The 18,548-nt window shown below is 65.0% G+C and carries 13 protein-coding genes; 9 read left to right on the top strand and 4 right to left on the bottom strand.

Annotated features, from left to right (window positions below):
• Position 1: 1 nt before the first annotated feature.
• Positions 2-814 (bottom strand): SDR family NAD(P)-dependent oxidoreductase, encoded by an 813-nt coding sequence (locus KI794_RS05485; RefSeq protein WP_255809401.1) that lies wholly within the window; start codon positions 812-814, stop codon positions 2-4.
• Positions 815-980: 166 nt separating this feature from the next.
• Here KI794_RS05485 and KI794_RS05480 point away from each other — a divergent pair, with 166 nt between their 5' ends.
• From KI794_RS05480 to KI794_RS05455, 6 genes are all read left to right on the top strand, one after another.
• Positions 981-2,303 carry a bifunctional o-acetylhomoserine/o-acetylserine sulfhydrylase gene (locus tag KI794_RS05480; RefSeq protein WP_119281444.1) on the top strand — a complete coding sequence of 441 codons (1,323 nt, stop codon included), beginning with the start codon at positions 981-983 and terminating at the stop codon, positions 2,301-2,303.
• Between the two features lie 132 nt (positions 2,304-2,435).
• Positions 2,436-3,641 (top strand): homoserine O-acetyltransferase MetX, encoded by a 1,206-nt coding sequence (gene metX, locus KI794_RS05475; RefSeq protein WP_255809400.1) that lies wholly within the window; start codon positions 2,436-2,438, stop codon positions 3,639-3,641.
• Between the two features lie 169 nt (positions 3,642-3,810).
• The gene (locus KI794_RS05470; RefSeq protein WP_119281446.1) at positions 3,811-4,848 is read left to right on the top strand and encodes a hypothetical protein; all 1,038 of its coding nucleotides are present in this window, start codon (positions 3,811-3,813) and stop codon (positions 4,846-4,848) included.
• A 3-nt stretch (positions 4,849-4,851) separates the two neighbouring features.
• The gene (locus tag KI794_RS05465) at positions 4,852-6,546 is read left to right on the top strand and encodes a hypothetical protein (RefSeq protein ID WP_255809399.1); all 1,695 of its coding nucleotides are present in this window, start codon (positions 4,852-4,854) and stop codon (positions 6,544-6,546) included.
• A 113-nt stretch (positions 6,547-6,659) separates the two neighbouring features.
• Entirely contained in the window at positions 6,660-7,385 is a 726-nt protein-coding gene (locus KI794_RS05460) for an ABC transporter ATP-binding protein (protein ID WP_370647879.1), read from the top strand.
• The gene (locus KI794_RS05455) at positions 7,382-8,788 is read left to right on the top strand and encodes an ABC transporter permease (RefSeq protein WP_119281447.1); all 1,407 of its coding nucleotides are present in this window, start codon (positions 7,382-7,384) and stop codon (positions 8,786-8,788) included. The genes KI794_RS05460 and KI794_RS05455 overlap by 4 nt, the downstream gene beginning before the upstream one ends.
• 17 nt (positions 8,789-8,805) lie before the next feature.
• Here KI794_RS05455 and KI794_RS05450 read toward each other — a convergent pair whose 3' ends face one another.
• Genes KI794_RS05450 through KI794_RS05440 form a run of 3 tightly spaced genes read right to left on the bottom strand, consistent with a single transcriptional unit; the run spans position 8,806 to position 11,637 of the window.
• Positions 8,806-9,210 carry a hypothetical protein gene (locus tag KI794_RS05450; RefSeq protein WP_255809398.1) on the bottom strand — a complete coding sequence of 135 codons (405 nt, stop codon included), beginning with the start codon at positions 9,208-9,210 and terminating at the stop codon, positions 8,806-8,808.
• A 37-nt stretch (positions 9,211-9,247) separates the two neighbouring features.
• Positions 9,248-10,297, bottom strand: coding sequence for a hemolysin family protein (locus KI794_RS05445; RefSeq protein ID WP_119281449.1), 1,050 nt, complete (start codon positions 10,295-10,297; stop codon positions 9,248-9,250).
• Positions 10,294-11,637 (bottom strand): hemolysin family protein, encoded by a 1,344-nt coding sequence (locus KI794_RS05440; RefSeq protein WP_119281450.1) that lies wholly within the window; start codon positions 11,635-11,637, stop codon positions 10,294-10,296. Before KI794_RS05440 ends, KI794_RS05445 begins: the two co-directional genes overlap by 4 nt.
• 319 nt (positions 11,638-11,956) lie before the next feature.
• Between KI794_RS05440 and KI794_RS05435 the strand changes: the two genes are divergently transcribed.
• From KI794_RS05435 to KI794_RS05425, 3 genes are all read left to right on the top strand, one after another.
• The gene (locus tag KI794_RS05435) at positions 11,957-15,598 is read left to right on the top strand and encodes a multifunctional oxoglutarate decarboxylase/oxoglutarate dehydrogenase thiamine pyrophosphate-binding subunit/dihydrolipoyllysine-residue succinyltransferase subunit (RefSeq protein WP_370647877.1); all 3,642 of its coding nucleotides are present in this window, start codon (positions 11,957-11,959) and stop codon (positions 15,596-15,598) included.
• Positions 15,599-15,632: 34 nt separating this feature from the next.
• Positions 15,633-16,655, top strand: coding sequence for an agmatine deiminase family protein (locus KI794_RS05430; RefSeq protein WP_255809397.1), 1,023 nt, complete (start codon positions 15,633-15,635; stop codon positions 16,653-16,655).
• Between the two features lie 105 nt (positions 16,656-16,760).
• Positions 16,761-18,284 (top strand): aldehyde dehydrogenase (NADP(+)), encoded by a 1,524-nt coding sequence (locus KI794_RS05425; RefSeq protein ID WP_255809396.1) that lies wholly within the window; start codon positions 16,761-16,763, stop codon positions 18,282-18,284.
• Positions 18,285-18,548 lie beyond the last annotated feature (264 nt).

The following is an 18,548-nucleotide window of genomic DNA, read 5'->3' as shown; positions in this document are numbered from 1 at the left end:
ACTACTTCGCGACGAGTGGGCCGCGGTGCACGTGGAAGACGCTCGACTGTGCGACCGGACGCAGCACGATGAGGTCTTGGTTCACGTGCGGCGGCTGCTCGAACGCGCCGACGAGCACCCGCGCGACGTCCTCGGCGGTGAGTGGCGTCACGCTCTCGTATGGGAGCGCCGCCGCCGCCGCGTCGCCGCGCAGTCTGTTGAGGGTGAACTCCTCAGTGTGCACGAGCCCGGGCGCGACCTCCATGACGCGAATCGGCTCGCCCGCGAGCTCCAACCGCAGCACCTCCGTGACGGCGTGCGCCGCGTACTTCGCCGCGTTGTATCCGCCGCCGCCAGGGTAGGAAGCGAGGCCCGCAGTGGAGGTGAGGTTCAGGATCGATGCCCAGCCGTGCCCGGCGTCGACACCAGAGGCGGCGCCAGGGTGCCCAGCCTGCGGCCGCTGGGTCGCCTCACGAAGCACCGGCAGAAGCGCCGCCGTGACGTTTCTCAGCCCGATGACGTTGACCTCGAACATGCGCCTCCAGTCGTCGTTGAGCGCGGTTTCAACTGAGTCCGTGCCGAGCGCACCGCCCGCATTGTTCACGAGGCCTGAGGCGCCACCGGTCGCCCGGACCTCCTCGGCCATTCGCGCGACAGCCGCTTCGTCGGTCACGTCGCACTGAATAACGTACGCACCGGTCTCATCCGCGAGGGCGCGGAGGCGATCCTCACGGCGCGCCACGGCGACAGTTTCGTACCCGAGTTCTGCGAATCGGCGCACCGTCGCTGCGCCGATTCCTGAGCTCGCTCCCGTTACGACTACTCGCTGCGCCATCGCTGTCCACTCCATCTCTTGTTGTCCACGCGACGGGCTTCCTCGCCCGCGCTCTACGTCCGAGCCTAACGCGCAACATTACGGTTCGTGTCGGGCGCGATTGCGCGAACTGCCTGTGCTTCCCTACTCTCGTCTTATCACCACACCGAACTCTGGGGAGCACACAATGACTGACAAGACCGCATGGGGTTTTGAAACCAAGCAGATTCACGCAGGCCAGGAGCCTGATCCGACAACGGGGTCGCGCGCACTGCCAATCCATCAGACCACTGCTTTCGTCTTCGATAGCACCGAGCAGGCCGCGAACCGCTTCGCCCTTGCCGAGTTCGGTCCGATCTACACCCGCATCACGAATCCGACTCAGGATGTCGCCGAGCAGCGCATCGCCGCGCTTGAGGGCGGCACTGCGGCGCTGCTGCTGTCGAGCGGTCAGGCTGCGTCGACCTTCGCGGTGCTGAACATCGCGAACTCGGGCGACCACATCGTCTCGTCTGCTGCCATTTACGGCGGCACCTACAACCTCTTCAAGTACTCGCTCGCCAAGCTCGGCATTGAGGTCACGTTTGTTGAGGATCAGGACGATCCGGCCGAGTGGCAGCGCGCCGTTCGCCCGAACACGAAGCTCTTCTTCGCGGAATCGATCGCGAACCCCCGCACGAAGATTCTCGACATCCGTGCCGTTGCTGACGTCGCTCACGAGAACCACCTCCCGCTCATCGTCGACAACACTGTCGCGAGCCCGTTCCTCGTCCGTCCACTTGAACACGGCGCCGATGTTGTGCTGCACTCGGTCACCAAGTTCCTTGGCGGTCACGGCACGACGCTCGGCGGCGCGATCGTCGATGGCGGCTCGTTCCCGTGGTCTGAGAATGTCGACAAGTTCCCTGGCCTCACCGAGCCTGATCCCTCGTACAACGGCGTGAGCTACACGGGTGCCGTTGGCGACAGCATCGCGTATGTCATCAAGGCCCGTGTTCAGCTGCTGCGCGATCTCGGTTCGGCAATCGCCCCACAGAGCGCCTGGCAGCTGCTGCAGGGCGTCGAGACGCTGTCGCTGCGCATGGAGCGCCACACTCAGAACGCACAGAATGTGGCGGAATGGCTCGACTCGCACGACGACGTTGCCTCGGTCTACTACGCTGGCCTGCCGACTGACCCCAGCTACGCTGCGGCGAACGTTTACGCCCCGAAGGGCGTGGGCGCTGTGCTCTCGTTCGAGCTGAAGGGCGGCGTTGAGGCTGGCAAGGCGTTTGTGAACAGCCTTGAGCTGTTCAGCCACGTCGCGAACATCGGCGACGTGCGTTCGCTCGTCATCCACCCGGCATCGACGACGCACTCTCAGCTCACTCCTGAGCAGCAGCTGTCGGGCGGCGTGACCCCCGGCCTCGTGCGCCTCTCAGTCGGCCTCGAGCACATCGACGACATCAAGGCTGATCTTGAGGTCGGCTTCGCGGCGGCACGAAAGGTCGTAGCCGCTGCCGCTGCCTAGTTTGGGTTCAGTGGTGTGAAGCGCCGCCTGCTCCGGGTTTCCGGGCAGGCGGCGCTTCTGCGTGATGGTGCCTCGCGCGCCGCGGCGTAACATTCGCACGGCGGGCGAAGAACCAGGCCAGAATAGGGAGTTATGGACTGGCAGACCCCCGAGGACTCGTTCCCGACCGATTTCATCACCGACGCGCAGTTGCGCGCACTCATGGGTCGACCGCCAATCTCAGGTGGCTGGCGCGACGGCGATCCTGTGGGCAACCGACAGTTCGTGTCGATCGGCTCGCTGACGACAGAGGCGGGCGAGGAGCTCCCCCACGTGCGCATCGCCTACGAGACGTTTGGCGAGCTCAATGAGGCTCGCGACAACGCCATCCTTGTCTTCCATGCGCTCACTGGGGACAGTCACCTTGTGGGGGCTGCGACAGCCGGTCACCCGACTGATGGCTGGTGGAGCGAGATCGTCGGGCCGGGCCGTCCGCTCGACACAAACAGGTACTGCATCATCGCCCCGAATGTGCTCGGAGGCTGCCAGGGCTCGACCGGGCCCGGCTCACTCGCGGCCGACCACCGCGAGTGGGGCGCCCGGTTCCCGTACCTCACGGTTCGCGACCAGGTGGCTGCAGCGACCAAGTTTGCTGACGCGCTCGGTGTTGATCGGTTCGCCGCCGTCATTGGTGGCTCGATGGGCGGAATGCATGCGCTCGAGTGGGGAATCATCAATCAGGATCGCACCGAGCGCCTTGCAGTGATCGCCGCACCGCCAGTGACGACTGCCGATCAGATTGGGCTGAACCTCGTGCAGCTCGAGGCGATTCGCTCAGACCCGTCGTACCACGGCGGCGACTATTACGATGCTCCCGACGGGATCGGCCCGCATCATGGACTCGCGACGGCACGCAGGCTCGCGCTGTTGAACTACCGCAGCAACACCGAACTGGACGACAGGTTTGGTAGGTCGTGGCAGTCGGCGGTGAGCCCGCTCGGCGGCGGCGGCCGCTTCGCAGTCGAGTCATACCTCGACTTTCACGGCAACAAGTTCACTCGGCGGTTCGATGCGAACAGCTACGTGACACTCGTACAGGCAATGAACTCTCACGATGTCGGCCGAGGCAGGGGTGGCGTACGGGCTGCATTGCAGACGCTCGAGATCCCGACCCTTGTCCTCGGAATTCCGAGCGATCGCCTCTTCACGATCGAGGGCCAGGACGAGATCGCACGGCACACGCCCGGCAGCCTCGACGGTACCCAGGCGACGCGGATCGACTCCCCCTACGGGCACGACTCATTCCTCATCGAGTTCGAGCTCGTCGGCGCGCAACTCAACAGGCTGCTCGCCCTGTAGCGCCGCTGAGGTGACCTTCGCCCGGTTCTCCGACACCTGCCGAAGACTCTGCATCGGCTTGGTCACGACAAGCTGACAAACCGCTCACAAGCACCAGGGCGTGTTGCTTTGTGTGCTAACTTTCAAATTCATCCTGACACTTCGTTCATGATCAAATGAGGTCTTTTTCATGCCCCGCAATGCCCGCAAGGCTCTCCTGCCCATCACCGCTATCGCCGCGGCAGTGGCCCTCACACTCTCTGGCTGCTCGGCAAAGCCAGGCGACAAGGCGCCGGAGCTCGAGGAGGGGCCGCTGAGCAAGTACCTGTCGGCCCTCTGGGACGGCGAGGAGATGACGGAGGAGGCAATGCAGGAGGAGCAACTCAAGGTTGAGGAGCTCGTCGCTGTCTGCATGCAGAAGGAGGGGTTCGAGTACGAGCCCGACACCCAAAGCATGACCTTCTTCTCGGGCGACGAGGAAGAAATGGACGGCCCCCAGTGGGGCACGAAGGAGTTCGCCGAGCAGTACGGCTACGGATTCTTTGACAGCCCCTGGAACAATCAGGTCGAAGAGCCCGAGAACGAATACGTCGACCCCAACCAGAAGTACGTAGAGTCGTTGAGCGAGTCTGAGCAGCAGGCGTTCTACGAGGTGCTGTACGGTCCCGGCCCGACCGAGGAGCAGATGGCCGAGATGGAAGACGGCGGCAGCTACACCTCAGACTGGACTCAGGAGGGCTGCCAGGGAGCGGCCCGCCACGAGATCTCCCAGGACGCACAGGGCGCCCAGGCTGCCTACGAAGACCCAGAGTTCGCTGACCTATTCGAAGCGATGAACGAGGTATGGGGCATGGAGCCCTCCGAGGAGATGACCGCGCTCAACACCGAGTGGGCTTCGTGCATGGCAGACAGCGGCTACGCGCAGTTCGCGAGCCCAGATGATGCGCAGAACTCGATCATGGAAGCGCAGAACGGTCTCTACGGCGAGTACGTCGAGGGTGAGGAGCCCAAGGAGCCGTCGAAGAAGGAAATGGACGAACTCAAGAAGCTTGAGGTCGAGACGGCAGTCGCTGATTTCACCTGCAAGGAGAAGATCGACTTCGACAAGAAGTCGACGAAGATCATGCATGCGCAAGAGCAGAAGTTCGTTGATGAGCACAAGGCCGAGCTCGACGCGATGCTCGCGAAGTACCAGACGAAGTCTGGCTCAAAGTCTGAGGAGAAGTAACCCGTGGCTTTCAAGAGGCGTCGCCAGGGAGGCGACGCCTCCGAATCCATGCCCACAGCTGAAACCGACGCAGCTGGAGTAACTGACGCCGAGACCCCAGAACCCGAGGCTGCCGGCTCCGCCGAGGCTGCTGCCGAGTCTGCCGCTGACGTTGCCGCTGACACGGTCGAGGCCAGCACTGGCGGGGCCAGCACTGGCGGGGCCCAAGCTGACTCACCGAAGCGGGCTAAGCGCTCCAAGGCGAAAGCCGCGAAGGCCGGGAAATCTGCACAGCCAGAAGATGCCGAGGGTGACGACTCGAACGCGAAGAAGCCCTGGACCGGCAAGCGTCTTGTCGCCCTGATCGCCGCGGTTGCTGTGGCGTCGCTCCTGCTCGGCGTGATCGTCATGCAGTTCATCGTCTCTCCCGCGACGCTTGCCGCCCGCACCGAGGCCCCAAAGCCCGGCCCGGTCACTGCGCCGATCGAGAACCGGATTATCGAGAACACGGTGGTGTTGCGCGGCGAGGTCGCCTACGCAGACTCGGTCGCAGTCGCGATCGACGCCGCTGGTGGCGAATCGAAGGCAGTCATCACTGGGCAGGTGCCCGCCGTCGGCGCCATCTTCAAGGCCGGCAACGTGGCTCTTGAGGTCGCCGGCAGGCCCGTCATCGTGCTTCCCGGAGAGCTCCCCGCCTACCGCAGCCTGAGCATCGGCATGCGCGGCCCCGACGTGACCCAGCTCAAGCAGGCGCTGTCGGCGCTCGGCTACGCGAGTGGTGACCTCAACACTGATACGTTCGACTGGGATACCGCTGCGGGTGTTGGGGCGCTCTACGAGCAGCTTGGGTACACCGCAGCGACTGGCGGCGACGAGTCGCGCGACCAGCTGAGAAGCGCAGAGCGTGCCCTCCGCGACGCGAATGTTGCCGCGGCACAGGCACAGGCTGCCCTTGACGAGGCACGCGCGGCGAAGGCCCCGAACGTCACCAGCGAGCAGGCCGCAGTGAACTCGGCCTGGGAGGGTGTGAACGACGCGCAGGAGGCGCTCGGTGAGGCGCAGGCTGCCGTGCTTCCGACGCTCCCGGCAGGCGAGGCGCTGTTCCTTGCGGGGCTTCCCCGCCGGGTTGACGAGGTGAGCGTGAAGCGCGGCGACGTGCTCTCGGGGTCTCCGATGAGCGTTTCTGGCGCCACGCTGTCGATCAGCGGCACCGTCTCCAAGCAAGATGCTGAGCTCCTGTCGGAGGGTCTCGTCGCCGAGTTCTCGGGCCCCGACGGCGCAGCCCTCACTGCAAAGGTCACCGCGGTGAAGGCCCCCAAGTCTGGTGGCGGTTCAGAAGGTGGCGAAGGCGCAGAGGGCGGCGGCGGTTCAGGTGGCGGTGGTGGCGGCGGCGACACCAGCGGCGCCCGCTACACTGTCGAGCTCGAGCCAGTCGATCTCACGACTGAGCAGTTCGATCAGTTGCGCGGCACGAACGTGCGCCTTCGGATTCCAGTTGCTTCGACAGACGGTGAGGTCATCGCAGTACCGATCGCAGCGTTGTCTGCGGGCTCGGGCGGCGAGGATCGAGTGGAGCTGCTCATCGACGTTCGTGACGGTCACAACGCAGAGACCGAGACCGTCACCGTCGAGGCAGGTCTCGCCGCCGACGGCTACGTCGAGATCACGAGCAGCGACGACCGCATCGTCGAGGGCGCGAAGGTCGTGGTTGGTCGGTGAGTGGCGTCGATGAGTTGTTCCGCGAGGACTCGGCGGGGCCCTCGAACGCTTCGGCCGGCGCTGCAGAAGCGGCAGACGCCACCCTCGCGAACGCGGCTACTACGGGGGCCGGTGTGCAGGCGCATGCATCCTCGAAGCGCGCGGACATCGGGGACCCGGAGTTCGAGGGCCCCATCGCCGAACTGAGCGGAGTGACCCGGTTCTTCCCGGGCCCTCCCCCAGTGAACGCCTTGCGCGGAGTCGACCTCACTGTCGACCGCGGCGACTATCTCGCAATCATCGGCCCGTCGGGCTCGGGAAAGTCGACGATGCTCAATACCCTCGGCCTCCTCGATCGGCCAAGTACAGGCACGTTCCTGTTTGAGGGGATCGACGTCGCTGGGCTCAGCGAGGACGAGCGTGCGGGTCTCCGCTCGCGGGCAATCGGCTTCGTCTTCCAGTCGTTCCATCTCATGCCGACCCGAACCGTGCTCGAGAACGTCATGCTGGCAGGAACATATGCCGGACTCAGCCGCGAGGAGCGGGAGCCGTTGGCGCGGCGGGCGCTCGATCGGGTGCGGCTTTCGCACCGCATCGATTCGACGCCGAACACGTTGTCGGGCGGCGAGCGCCAGCGTGTCGCGATCGCTCGCGCCGTCTGCACGTCCCCTCGCCTCCTCCTCGCTGACGAGCCAACGGGCAACCTGGACCGGGCAAATTCTCGGGCAATCATGGCGCTCTTCGACGAACTCTCACGCGATGGCCTGACGATCGTGATGATCACGCACGACGAGGCTGTGGCTGAGGCCGCCGGCCGCCGAGTCCGGATCAATGACGGAGAGCTTACGGTGATCGAATGAAGCCCAATCAGCGCGGTTGGCGCGGTAGAAAGCGGCGTGAGACTTCACCGGCAGGCGCTTCGGCTTCACCGGAGATCACGCTCGAGGAGCTCACGCAGGGCCTGTCAACGGATTCCGAGCAGCCGGAGAAGAAGCGGCAGCGCCTGTTTGCGTCGCGTCGTGCCCGCAAGCAGCAGGACGCCCGCGCCCCCAGGTCGACGATCTCGCGCGGCGACCTCGTTCGAGAAGCGCTCGAGGGCGTCGGGTCTCGCCCCTCTCGCCTACTCATCACCCTCGCGGGTACAGTGCTCGGCATCGCCTCTCTCGTCGCGACGATCGGGTTCGCGCAAACTGCGGGCGGTCAGATCGCTCAGCAGTTCGATGCACTCTCGGCGACCCGGGTGACTGTCGAACCTGGCAAGGCGAAGGCAGCTGGCGGCAAAGAGCGTGCGACTGCCCGCCTGCCGTGGGACGCGGCAGACAGGGTTCGCGACCTCGCTGGCGTCGAGCACGCGGCGCTCTATGCCAAGCTCGACAACGTCAAAGACGTCGTGACCGTACGCGTCAACGACCCGTCGGCGGCGGCGAAGGCAGCACCCCCGGTGGTGGCTGCGTCGCCAGAACTGCTCGACACTGTCGCCGGTCACATCAGCGCTGGCCGCTTCTTTGACGCTGGCCATGACGACCGTGGAGACCGGGTTGTCGTGCTGGGCAAGGACGCCGCCGAACGCCTCGGCGTGAACCGGGTGAGCGGTCAGCCTGCAATCTTTATCGAGGAGCGCGCCTACACGGTGATCGGGATCCTCGACAAGGTCGGCACCCGAAACACCCTCCTCGACTCAGTGATTGTCCCTGTCAACACGGCTCGCGGTGAGCTCGGCCTCACGGCCGCGAACAGCCTCGACATCAGGATCGCCGTCGGGGCAGGAGACGTCGTCGCGAGGCAGGCACCGATCGCACTCGACCCCAACGCCCCAGACGCGTTCAAGGTATCCGCACCGTCGAGTGCGAATGCGCTCAGGGAAGGCGTCGAGGCTGACGTCAACGTGCTCTTTCTCGCAATCGGCATCGTCGCGCTCATCGGCGGTGGCATCGGCATCGCGAGCGTCACGCTGATGTCAGTGACCGAACGCCGCGGTGAGATCGGCCTCCGTCGAGCGCTCGGCGCGCGCACAAGAGACATCGCCGGCCAGTTCATGATCGAGTCAGTGACCACAGGACTCCTCGGTGGGCTCATGGGAGTTGTGGTTGGCATGTTCGCACTCATCGGCGTCTGTCTCGTGCAGCAATGGACGCCAGTGCTCGCCCCGTGGGCAGCCCCGCTCGGCGTGGCCGTCGGAGCGCTTGTCGGGCTCGCTGCCGGCAGCTACCCAGCAATGAAGGCAGCGAAGATCGAACCTGTCGACGCGCTCCGCGACGCGTAAGCCTCTATCGATGAGGCTTACGCGAGCCGTGACCCGGCGTCAGTGGCCGCGAGGCGGCGAATCGCCACGGCCTGACTGACGGCAAACAACCCAACCTCAATTGCAATCGCGAGCACAACGGCGACGACAAACCAGCTTGCGGCAGTGACTGATGCAGCCGCAACGAGCGCTGTCGCGACAATGTTCACTCCCATCACGACGCGCAAGGCGATCTTCATGGGGACTCGCCCAGCCATCCAGAACACGAGACCAGCCCAGACGACGACGATGCCACCGGTCGCGAACAAGAGCGACTCCGGGAGCGCGATGACTCCCGCGATCTTGCCTGCCGCCGCCGCGACTGCCACGCCAAGGATCAGGCAGTAGGCGGCGTCAAGCCGCAGACTTCCGAGTCCGAGCGTCTGGCCAGTCATCCGTGTCATGCGTCAAGTATCGCACCCCGGCGACACGCCAACCCAACTATTCCTCGTAGCGTTGGCGCCTCGTCGCATCCTGGATCTCGCCGACGAGCTCCTCGATGACGTCTTCAAGGAAGACGGCTCCGAGCTCGACGCCTTGGGCATCGACAACACGCGCCATGTGAATGCCGCGACGCTGCATGTGCGAGAGCACGTCCTCAAGCTCCGAATCGACGCGCATCGTGACAATCTCACGCACCCGCTTTGGCGGGATCGGCTCGTTGATCCAGCTCTCGCCGATGCGCACAAGGTCCTTGATGTGCGCGTAGCCGACGAGCGCGCCCTCGGCGTCAACGATCGGGTAGCGCGAGAACCCGTGACGGGCCACCGCTGCCTCGACGTCGGCCGGGGTCGACCCCGGAGGGAGCACAACAAGCCTATCGATCGGCACGAGCACGTCGCCTGCACGCTTCGAGGTGAACTCGAAGGCCGCGGTCAGCGCGCCAGAGCGATCCTCAAGCACTCCCTCCCGACGCGAGTGGTCGACGATACTCGCGACCTCTTCAAGCGTGAACGTGCTTGTCGTCTCAGACTTCGGCTCGACGCCGAACATGCGAAGCACGCCGTTTGCGATCGCGTTGAGCGCGGTGATGATCGGACGGAGCACGCGTGAGATCGCCACGAGCGGTGGTGCAAGCAACAGCACGGCGCGATCAGGGAGGGTGAACGCGGCATTCTTCGGAACCATCTCGCCGAAGACAACGTGAAGGTAGGTAACGAGAAGCAGCGTCAGTGCAAACGCGGTAATACCAGCGACCTCGACACTCATCCCTGTCCACTCAAGCGGACCGGCGAGCAGGTGGTGGATCGCGGGCTCCGATACGTTCAGGATCACGAGCGAGCAGACCGTAATACCAAGCTGGCACGTCGCGAGCATCAGCGTCGCATGTTCCATCGCGAACAAGGCTGTCTTCGCGCTCTTAGAGCCAGCTTCCGCGCGTGGTTCGATCTGCGACCGCCGTGCCGAGATCACCGCGAACTCCGCGGCGACAAAGAAGGCGTTCGCGGCGAGCAGCAGCACGAGCCAGAGAATTCCGAGCCAGTCACTCATGCGCGTTCCCCTTCGCCGTGGCCCGATTCCTCGAGAGCTTCATCCTCTGGCGCAGCGAAGAACCGCAACCTGGCAATGCGTCTCCCGTCCATCCGCTCCACCCGAAGCGTCGCGCCATCTGGCAGCTCGACCTCGTCGCCTACCAGAGGAATGGCTCCGAGTTGGAACAGCACGAACCCTGCGGCAGTGTCATAGTCGTCAGATTCTGGAATCTCGATCCCTGTCTGCTCGCGCAGCTCGTCTGGCCTGAGGTCAGCCGGGAAGGTCATCTCGTTCGCGGTGCCAATCACACCGGCGGCAGAACGATCGTGCTCATCAGAGACCTCACCGATGATCTCCTCAACGAGATCCTCAAGCGTCACAAGGCCCGCAGTGCCACCGTATTCATCCACGACGATCGCGACCTGATAGCCGGAGGCGCGCAGCTGTTCAAGCAGCTGGTCAACCCGCAACGTCTCAGGCACCCGGAGTGACTCCTCCGCCAACGCCGCGACAGGCACCTCAGCGCGCTTCGGACGCGGAACCGCGACGGCCTGCTTCACGTGAACCACCCCGACGACGTCATCGCGATCCTCATCGATGACCGGGAATCGCGAAAACCCTGTGCGCCCAGACAGTTCGAGCACCGCCTGCGCAGGCTCCAGACGCTGAATACTCTCCATGCGCAGCCTGGGCGTCATCACGTCCGCTGCAGTGAGCTCTGCGAAGTGCAGGGTTCTGTCGAGCAGCGTCGCCGTGTCAGCTTCGAGCAAGCCAGCGCTCGCCGAGTGGCGGACGAGCGACGAGAGCTCTTGGGCCGAGCGGGCGCCGGAGAGCTCCTCCTTCGGCTCGATACCAATCCAGCGAAGAATCCCATTGGCACTGCCGTTCAGCACCCTCACCGCGGGTTTAAAGACCGCGGTGAAGCCCGCCTGCAGCGGCATTACGAGCTTCGCTGTGGCGAGCGGCATCGAGATCGCGAAGTTCTTCGGCACAAGTTCACCAACGATCATCGAAAAGATCGTCGCGACTGCAACTGCCACCGGAACCGTCACGACACCGAGGAGTTCCCGCGGCAGACCGATCGCTGTGAGCGGACCGCCGAGGGCCCCGCTAATGACTGGTTCAAGCAGGTAGCCGGCGAGCAGCGTTGTAAGCGTGATGCCAAGCTGGGCGCTCGACAGGTGAGTCGACGTGTGGGAAAGCCCGCGAATGACGCGGTCGAGGCCGCGTTCTCCGCTCCCCCGGCGCCGCTCGAGATCTTGCCTATCGAGCGCGACGAGCGAGAACTCCGCCGCGACGAACACACCTGTTCCAAACGTGAGGAGAATGCCGAGAGAAAGTTGCAGCCACTCGTTCATACGAGAACCGAATTCCTGGGCGAAGTCCGCGCTTCTGCGCGGCTGATACTCGGAGGGTCTGAGGGTCTTCGGGGGTCCGCTTCCATGATTGCTCTACTTTATCAGCGAGATTGGCGTTTTCGGAGCGGGAACGGCGTAGGCTTATACAGTGTGCGATGGCGAACCGTTATCGCGGGTCGTGCCGCCGGATACAGCGGCACTTTCGCACGAGACAACATTACTCACGGGAGAGGAAGTCGCTTTGGCAGAGCGCTCGGAAACCACCTCACAGGATGGTTCCGCAGAAGATTTTGGTGCGAACGCTTGGCTTGTCGATGAGATGTACAAACAGTACGTCGTCGACAAGAACTCGGTAGACCCGGCCTGGTGGCCGACGCTCGAGAAGTTTGCGGCCACTCAGTCAGCAGTTCAGTCTCAGTCAGCGCCCGCGGCACCGCCGTCGGCACCTGCGACGGCTTCCACCACGCCGGTCGCGGCACACGCAGCGCCGGGCACCGGGCCTGCAACGCAGCCCGCCCGCACCACGAATGTCGCGCCTCGCACCGCCCCGATCCCTGCTGACGCGCCGCGCAAGACGCCCGTCACCCCGCAGGCGGCAGCAGACGATACGGCAACCGACGAGTTCAGCGTGTTCAAGGGCATGGCGCGCACTCTGTCCAAGAACATGGACGCGAGCCTCACTGTTCCCACAGCGACGAGCGTTCGCACGGTCCCCGCGAAGCTCCTCATCGACAATCGCATCGTGATCAACAGTCACCTGCGCCGGAGCCGCGGCGGCAAGGTGTCGTTCACTCACCTCATCGGTTGGGCGCTCATCCAGGCACTCAAGGCGCATCCGGCGCAGAACGTCTTCTACACCGAGGTCGACGGCAAGCCCGGCGTCGTCGTGCCAGCACACGTGGGTCTCGGCATCGCCGTCGACGTGCAGAAGGCAGATGGCAGCCGCTCGCTCATGGTCCCCGCAATCAAGTACGCGGAGACGCTCGACTTTAACGAGTACCTCGCGGCATACGAAGACCTCGTGAAGCGCTCGCGCGAGAACAAGCTCACCGCGAGCGACTTCCAGGGCACCACGATCTCGCTCACAAACCCGGGCGGCATCGGCACCGTGCACTCGGTCCCCCGCCTCATGAACGGGCAGGGCTCGATCATCGGCGCTGGCGCGCTCGAGTACCCCGCAGAGTTCCAGGGCGCTTCTGAAGAGGTGCTCTCGAACCTCGGCATCTCGAAGACGATCACCCTGACGAGCACCTACGACCACCGCGTCATCCAGGGCGCGGGCTCCGGCGAGTTCCTGAAGTACGTCCACGAGCTCCTCGCCGGCGGGCACAACTTCTACGAAGACGTCTTCGCGGCGCTCCGCATCCCCTACAAGCCCATCCAGTGGGCGAAAGACATCCATGTTGACGTCTCGGGCGCGATCGGCAAGTCAGCGCGCGTGCAGGAGCTCATCAACGCCTTCCGCGTGCGCGGCCACCTCATGGCCGACGTCGACCCGCTCGAGTACGTGCAGCGCACGCACCCCGACCTCGAGATCGAGAGCCACGGACTGACGTTCTGGGATCTCGACCGCGAGTTCGTCACCGGCGGCATCGGCGGCAAGCCGACAATGAAGCTGCGCGACATTCTCGGCGTGCTCCGCGACACCTACTGCCGAAAGATCGGCGTCGAGTACATGCACATCCAGGATCCGGAAGAGCGGATCTGGTTGCGCGACCAGCTCGAGGTGACCTACGCGAAGCCGACAAGCGAGGAGCAGATGCGCATCCTCGAGAAGCTCAACGAGGCGGAAGCCTTCGAGACATTCCTGCAGACCAAGTACGTCGGGCAGAAGCGCTTTAGCCTGGAGGGCGGCGAGTCAGTCATTCCGCTGCTCGACGCGATGCTCATCGACGCCGCAGAAGATGGCGTGGACTCTGTCGACATCGGTATGGCGCACCGTGGCCGCCTGAACGTGCTCTCGAACATCGCCGGGAAGACGTACGGCCAGATCTTCCGCGAGTTCGAGGGGACCGCGCAGAAGACAGGCTCGGGCGACGTGAAGTACCACCTCGGCACGTCTGGCGTCTTCACGGCACCGAACGGCACGCAGGTCCCGATCCACCTCGCCGCGAACCCGTCGCACCTTGAGACTGTGAACGGTGTGCTCGAGGGCATCGTCCGCGCGAAGCAGGATCTCAAGCCGATCGGCTCGTTCACCACGCTGCCGCTGCTCATTCACGGCGACGCAGCGATGGCTGGTCAGGGCGTCGTCTACGAGACGCTCCAGATGTCGCAGCTGCGCGGCTACCGCACCGGCGGCACGATTCACATCATCATCAACAACCAGGTCGGCTTCACGACGCTGCCGCTCGACTCCCGCACGGGTGTCTACTCGTCAGATGTCGGCAAGGTGATCCAGTCGCCGATCTTCCACGTGAACGGCGACGACCCCGAGTCTGTCGTGCGCGTGGCGCAGCTCGCATACGAGTTCCGTCAGAAGTTCCATAAAGACGTCATCATCGACCTCATCTGCTACCGCCGCCGCGGGCACAACGAGGGCGACGACCCGTCGATGACCCAGCCGCTCATGACTGACCTGATCGAGGCGAAGCGCTCGACGAGGCGCCTCTACACCGAGGGCCTCGTCGGCCGTGGCGATATCACGCAGGAGCAATACGAGACTGCAAAGCAAGACTTCCAAGACCGCCTCGAGCAGGCGTTCATGGAGACACACGCCGCGCAGACCGGCTCGATCCCCGTGATCGATCAGTCAGGCATCGCCGAGCGCGAAGAGCCCGGTCAGCTGACTGGCGAGGTGCTCGACACCGCAGTATCGACGGAAGTCATCCACCGCATCGGTGACGCACACGGCAACACCCCTGAGGGCTTCACCGTGCACCGCAAGCTGCAGCAGCTCCTTGCCAAGCGCGTTGAGATGAGCCGCTCCGGTGAAATCGACTGGGGCTTCGGCGAGCTCCTCGCGCTCGGTTCGCTGCTCATGGAGGGCACCCCCGTGCGCTTCGCTGGCCAGGACGCCCGCCGCGGTACGTTCACGCAGCGCCACGCAGTCTTCCACGACCGGGCGAACGGCCAGGAATGGCTGCCGCTCCTGAACCTCTCCGAGGATCAGGCCCGCTTCTGGATCTACGATTCGCTGCTCTCTGAGTACGCGGCGCTCGCATTCGAGTACGGCTACTCGCTGCAGCGTGAGGATGCACTCGTACTGTGGGAGGCGCAGTTCGGTGACTTCGTGAACACCGCGCAGGCAGTCATCGACGAGTATGTCGCCGCGGCCGAGCAGAAGTGGGGCCAGCAGTCGTCCGTCGTCATGCTGCTCCCCCACGGCTACGAAGGCCAAGGCCCCGACCACTCGTCGGCCCGCATCGAGCGTTTCCTGCAGCTGTGTGCAGAAGACAACATGATCGTCGCGCGTCCGTCGACGCCCGCGAACTACTTCCACCTGCTTCGCCGCCAGGCGTACGCCCGTCCGCGCAAGCCGCTCATCGTCTTCACCCCGAAGTCGATGCTGCGACTGCGTGGCGCGACCTCGAGCGTCGAGGACTTCACGACGGGCAGCTTCAAGCCCGTGATCGATGACCCGAACGTGCAGGATCGCGATGCGGTTCAGCGCGTGATCCTCACCTCCGGCAAGGTCTACTACGACCTCGAGGGTGCGCTCGCGAAGAATCCCGACTCCCGCGTCGCAATTGTGCGAGTCGAGCAGTACTACCCGATGCCGGTCATCGACCTTACTCGCATCATCGCGACCTACCCGAACGCCGAGCTCGTCTGGGTTCAGGACGAGCCTGAGAACCAGGGTGCGTGGCCCTTCATCTCGCTCGTGCTCGCGAAGCACCTGGCGAACGACCGCATTCGAGTTGTCTCGCGTGCGGCGTCGGCTGCGCCCTCAACGGGCTCGGCGAAGGTGCACGCTGTCGAGCAGGAAGCCCTGCTCACGCAGGCGCTCAAGTTCGACTAAGCGCGAGTTCGTACTTCATTCAGGGGGATCACCGATGACCACATGGCGCATGCCAATCGAGGGCCACACGCAGGAGCGCATTTGGCTCGCATGGCCGACCTCGGGCTACACGCTTGGCGACACCGAGGCGGAGGCCGAGTCGGCTCGCACGACGTGGGCCGCCGTCGCGAATGCTGCGAGCGAGTTTGAAGCAGTCACCGTGGTCGTGAACCCAGGTGACGAGGCGATCGCCTCCCGATACTTGTCGAGTCAGATCGATCGCCTCGTCGCCCCACTGAATGATGCCTGGATGCGCGACATCGGCCCGAGCTTTGTTCTCGGCGACGACGGCACGCTCGGGGCCGTAAATTACCGTTTCAATGGCTGGGGCGGGCAAGACTGGGCCGAGTGGGACAAGGATCAGCACATCGGCCGAATCATCGCAGAGGCGGCGGGGGCAACTCTCGTCGACTCTGAGATGACGAACGAGGGTGGCGGGATCCAGGTCGACGGCACTGGCCGCGTCGTACTTACCGAGACCGTGCAACTCGATCCGGGTCGAAACCCTGGCTGGACGAAGGAGCAGGTTGAGGCTGAACTCGCGCGCACAATTGGCACTGACCGCGCGATCTGGCTTCCCCGGGGCCTCACACGCGATCATGACACCTTTGGCACCCGCGGACACGCCGACATTCTGGCGGCCTTCACCACGCCAGACGTGCTGCTCATGCACCGCCAGGACGCCGAGTCCCACCCAGACCACGCAATCGCGCGCGCGAACCGCGAGGTTGTCGAGCGCTACCGCGACGACCGCTCGGATCAGTTCGAGATCGTTGACCTCCCTGCGCCAGAGACGCTCCGCGACGACGAGGGCTTCGTCGACTACAGCTACATCAACCATCTTGTTGTGAACGGCGGCGTGCTCGCGTGCGCCTTCGCCGACCCCGCGGATGACCGCGCGCTCGGCGTACTCCGCGACGTGTACCCCGGCCGCGAGGTGATGGCGATCGATGCGCGCCCGCTCTTCGCCCGCGGTGGCGGTATCCACTGCATCACCCAGCAACAACCGGCGCTGTAGCGTCAGGGGCGACATGCCCCACCCCAGCCTGTACAATGTCACATGACGATTGCTTGGCGCGCACCGATCGCGCGCCTCGATCCCTCACCACATAAGGAACGATAGATGACCGAGAGCACTCTCACCCCCGAGCTCGAAGCGGTAGTCGCCGGCGCCGCAGCCGCCGCGCCCGCCTACGCGGCCCTCGCGCCCGCCGACCGCGCACGCATCCTCGTCGCCCTCGGCGACGCACTCGAAGCAGCGAAGCCGCGCCTCGTTGAGATCGCAATGCGCGAAACCGGCCTCACCGAGGCTCGCCTCAACGGCGAAGTAACGCGCACCGCAGTGCAGCTCCGCCTCTTCTCGGAAACCGTCATGGACGGGTCGTACCTCGACGCGCGCATCGACTACCCAGACCCCGAGTTCGTCCTCGGACCGCGCCCCGACATTCGCCGCACGCACGTGCCCCTCGGCCCGATCATCAACTTCTCGGCGTCGAACTTCCCCTTCGCTTTCTCAGTGCTTGGCGGTGACACCGCATCGATCCTCGCGGCGGGCTGCCCGGTCATCGTGAAGGCCCACTCAGGCCACCCCGAGCTCTCAGACGCGACCGCGGAGGTTGCGCGCGAGGCCCTCGCGTCTGTCGGCGCGCCAGAAGGCGTGTTCAACCTCATCCACGGCCGCGAGGCAGGCGTTGCAGTGCTCAAGGACCCCCGGATCAAGGCGGGCTCGTTTACAGGCTCGATCGGCATCGGCCGCCTGCTCACCGACATCGCAGCCGCGCGGCCCACCCCGATCCCCTTCTACGGCGAGCTCGGCTCGGTCAACCCCGTGTTCATCACCGCGGCGGCTATCGCCGAGCGCGCAGATGAGATCGCATCGGGCCTCATCACGAGCGTTGCTGGCTCGGCCGGCCAGCTCTGCACGAAGCCTGGCTTCATCTTCATCCCTGCTGGCTCAGCTCTCCCCGCGGCCGTAACTGCCGCGGCGGACGAACTCCCCGAGCACCGCCTCCTCGACCCGCGGATCGCGCAGAGCTTCAACGAGCGTCGCGACACGATCCTCGCGGCCCCTGGCGTCTCCGCTGTCATCCCAGGCGGCGTTCGCTTCGACGAAGAGGGCCACGGCTGGGCATCACCCACCGTCGTTTCGGTCTCGCTCGCAGACTTCCGCGCCGGCCACCAGGAGCTCGTAGAGGAGGCATTCGGGCCTCTCACGATCCTCGTGGAGACCCCCGAGGGCACCGACCTCGCAGCACTCATGCCCGAGTTCTACGAGGGCAACCTCTCTGGCACCATCCACGTGAGCGCCGATGAGGCGTCAGGCACGACCGCAAACGTTGGCGAACTCCGCGCACTCGTCGCGGCCCTCGCGAAGCAGGTCGGCCGCGTCCTGTTCAACGGCTGGTCGACAGGCGTCGCAGTCACTCCCGCGCAGCAGCACGGCGGCCCGTGGCCGGCGACTTCGAACGACGCAAGCACCTCGGTCGGCACGTCTGCCATCAAGCGCTTCCTGCGTCCTGTCGCGTTCCAGAACACGCCTGAGGCGTTCCTCCCCGAGGCGCTGCGCGATGACAACCCGCTCGGCCTCCCGCAGGCGATCTCGCCAGCAGGCCAGTCGGGCGACTGGGGCAGCCAGTACCGCGGATAGCGGCGCTGTCCGCCCACCGGCCGGACTCAATATGCGTGCGGCCCGCCCCTCAGGGGTGGGCCGCACTGCCGTTTTAGGGGGCGGCGGCTGCTCTCGGCCCCGGCCGGCCACTCCTGACCCCGCCTGCTACTCGGTGCCCCGCCTGCTAGTCCGTGCGTCCACCACGCCCCACCGCCCTCAATTTTTCCTATGGGCGCCAAATTCCCAGGGAGTTTGATGTGGAACAGAAAAACTGAGGCCCGTAAGACTCGGGCCCGCCAGGCG

Origin of the sequence: Leucobacter aridicollis (assembly GCF_024399335.1) — a bacterium.
Lineage (GTDB): Bacteria > Actinomycetota > Actinomycetes > Actinomycetales > Microbacteriaceae > Leucobacter > Leucobacter aridicollis_A.
The sequence above is the reverse complement of the archived record's forward strand: the minus strand, read 5'-3'. Positions and strand labels throughout refer to the sequence as shown.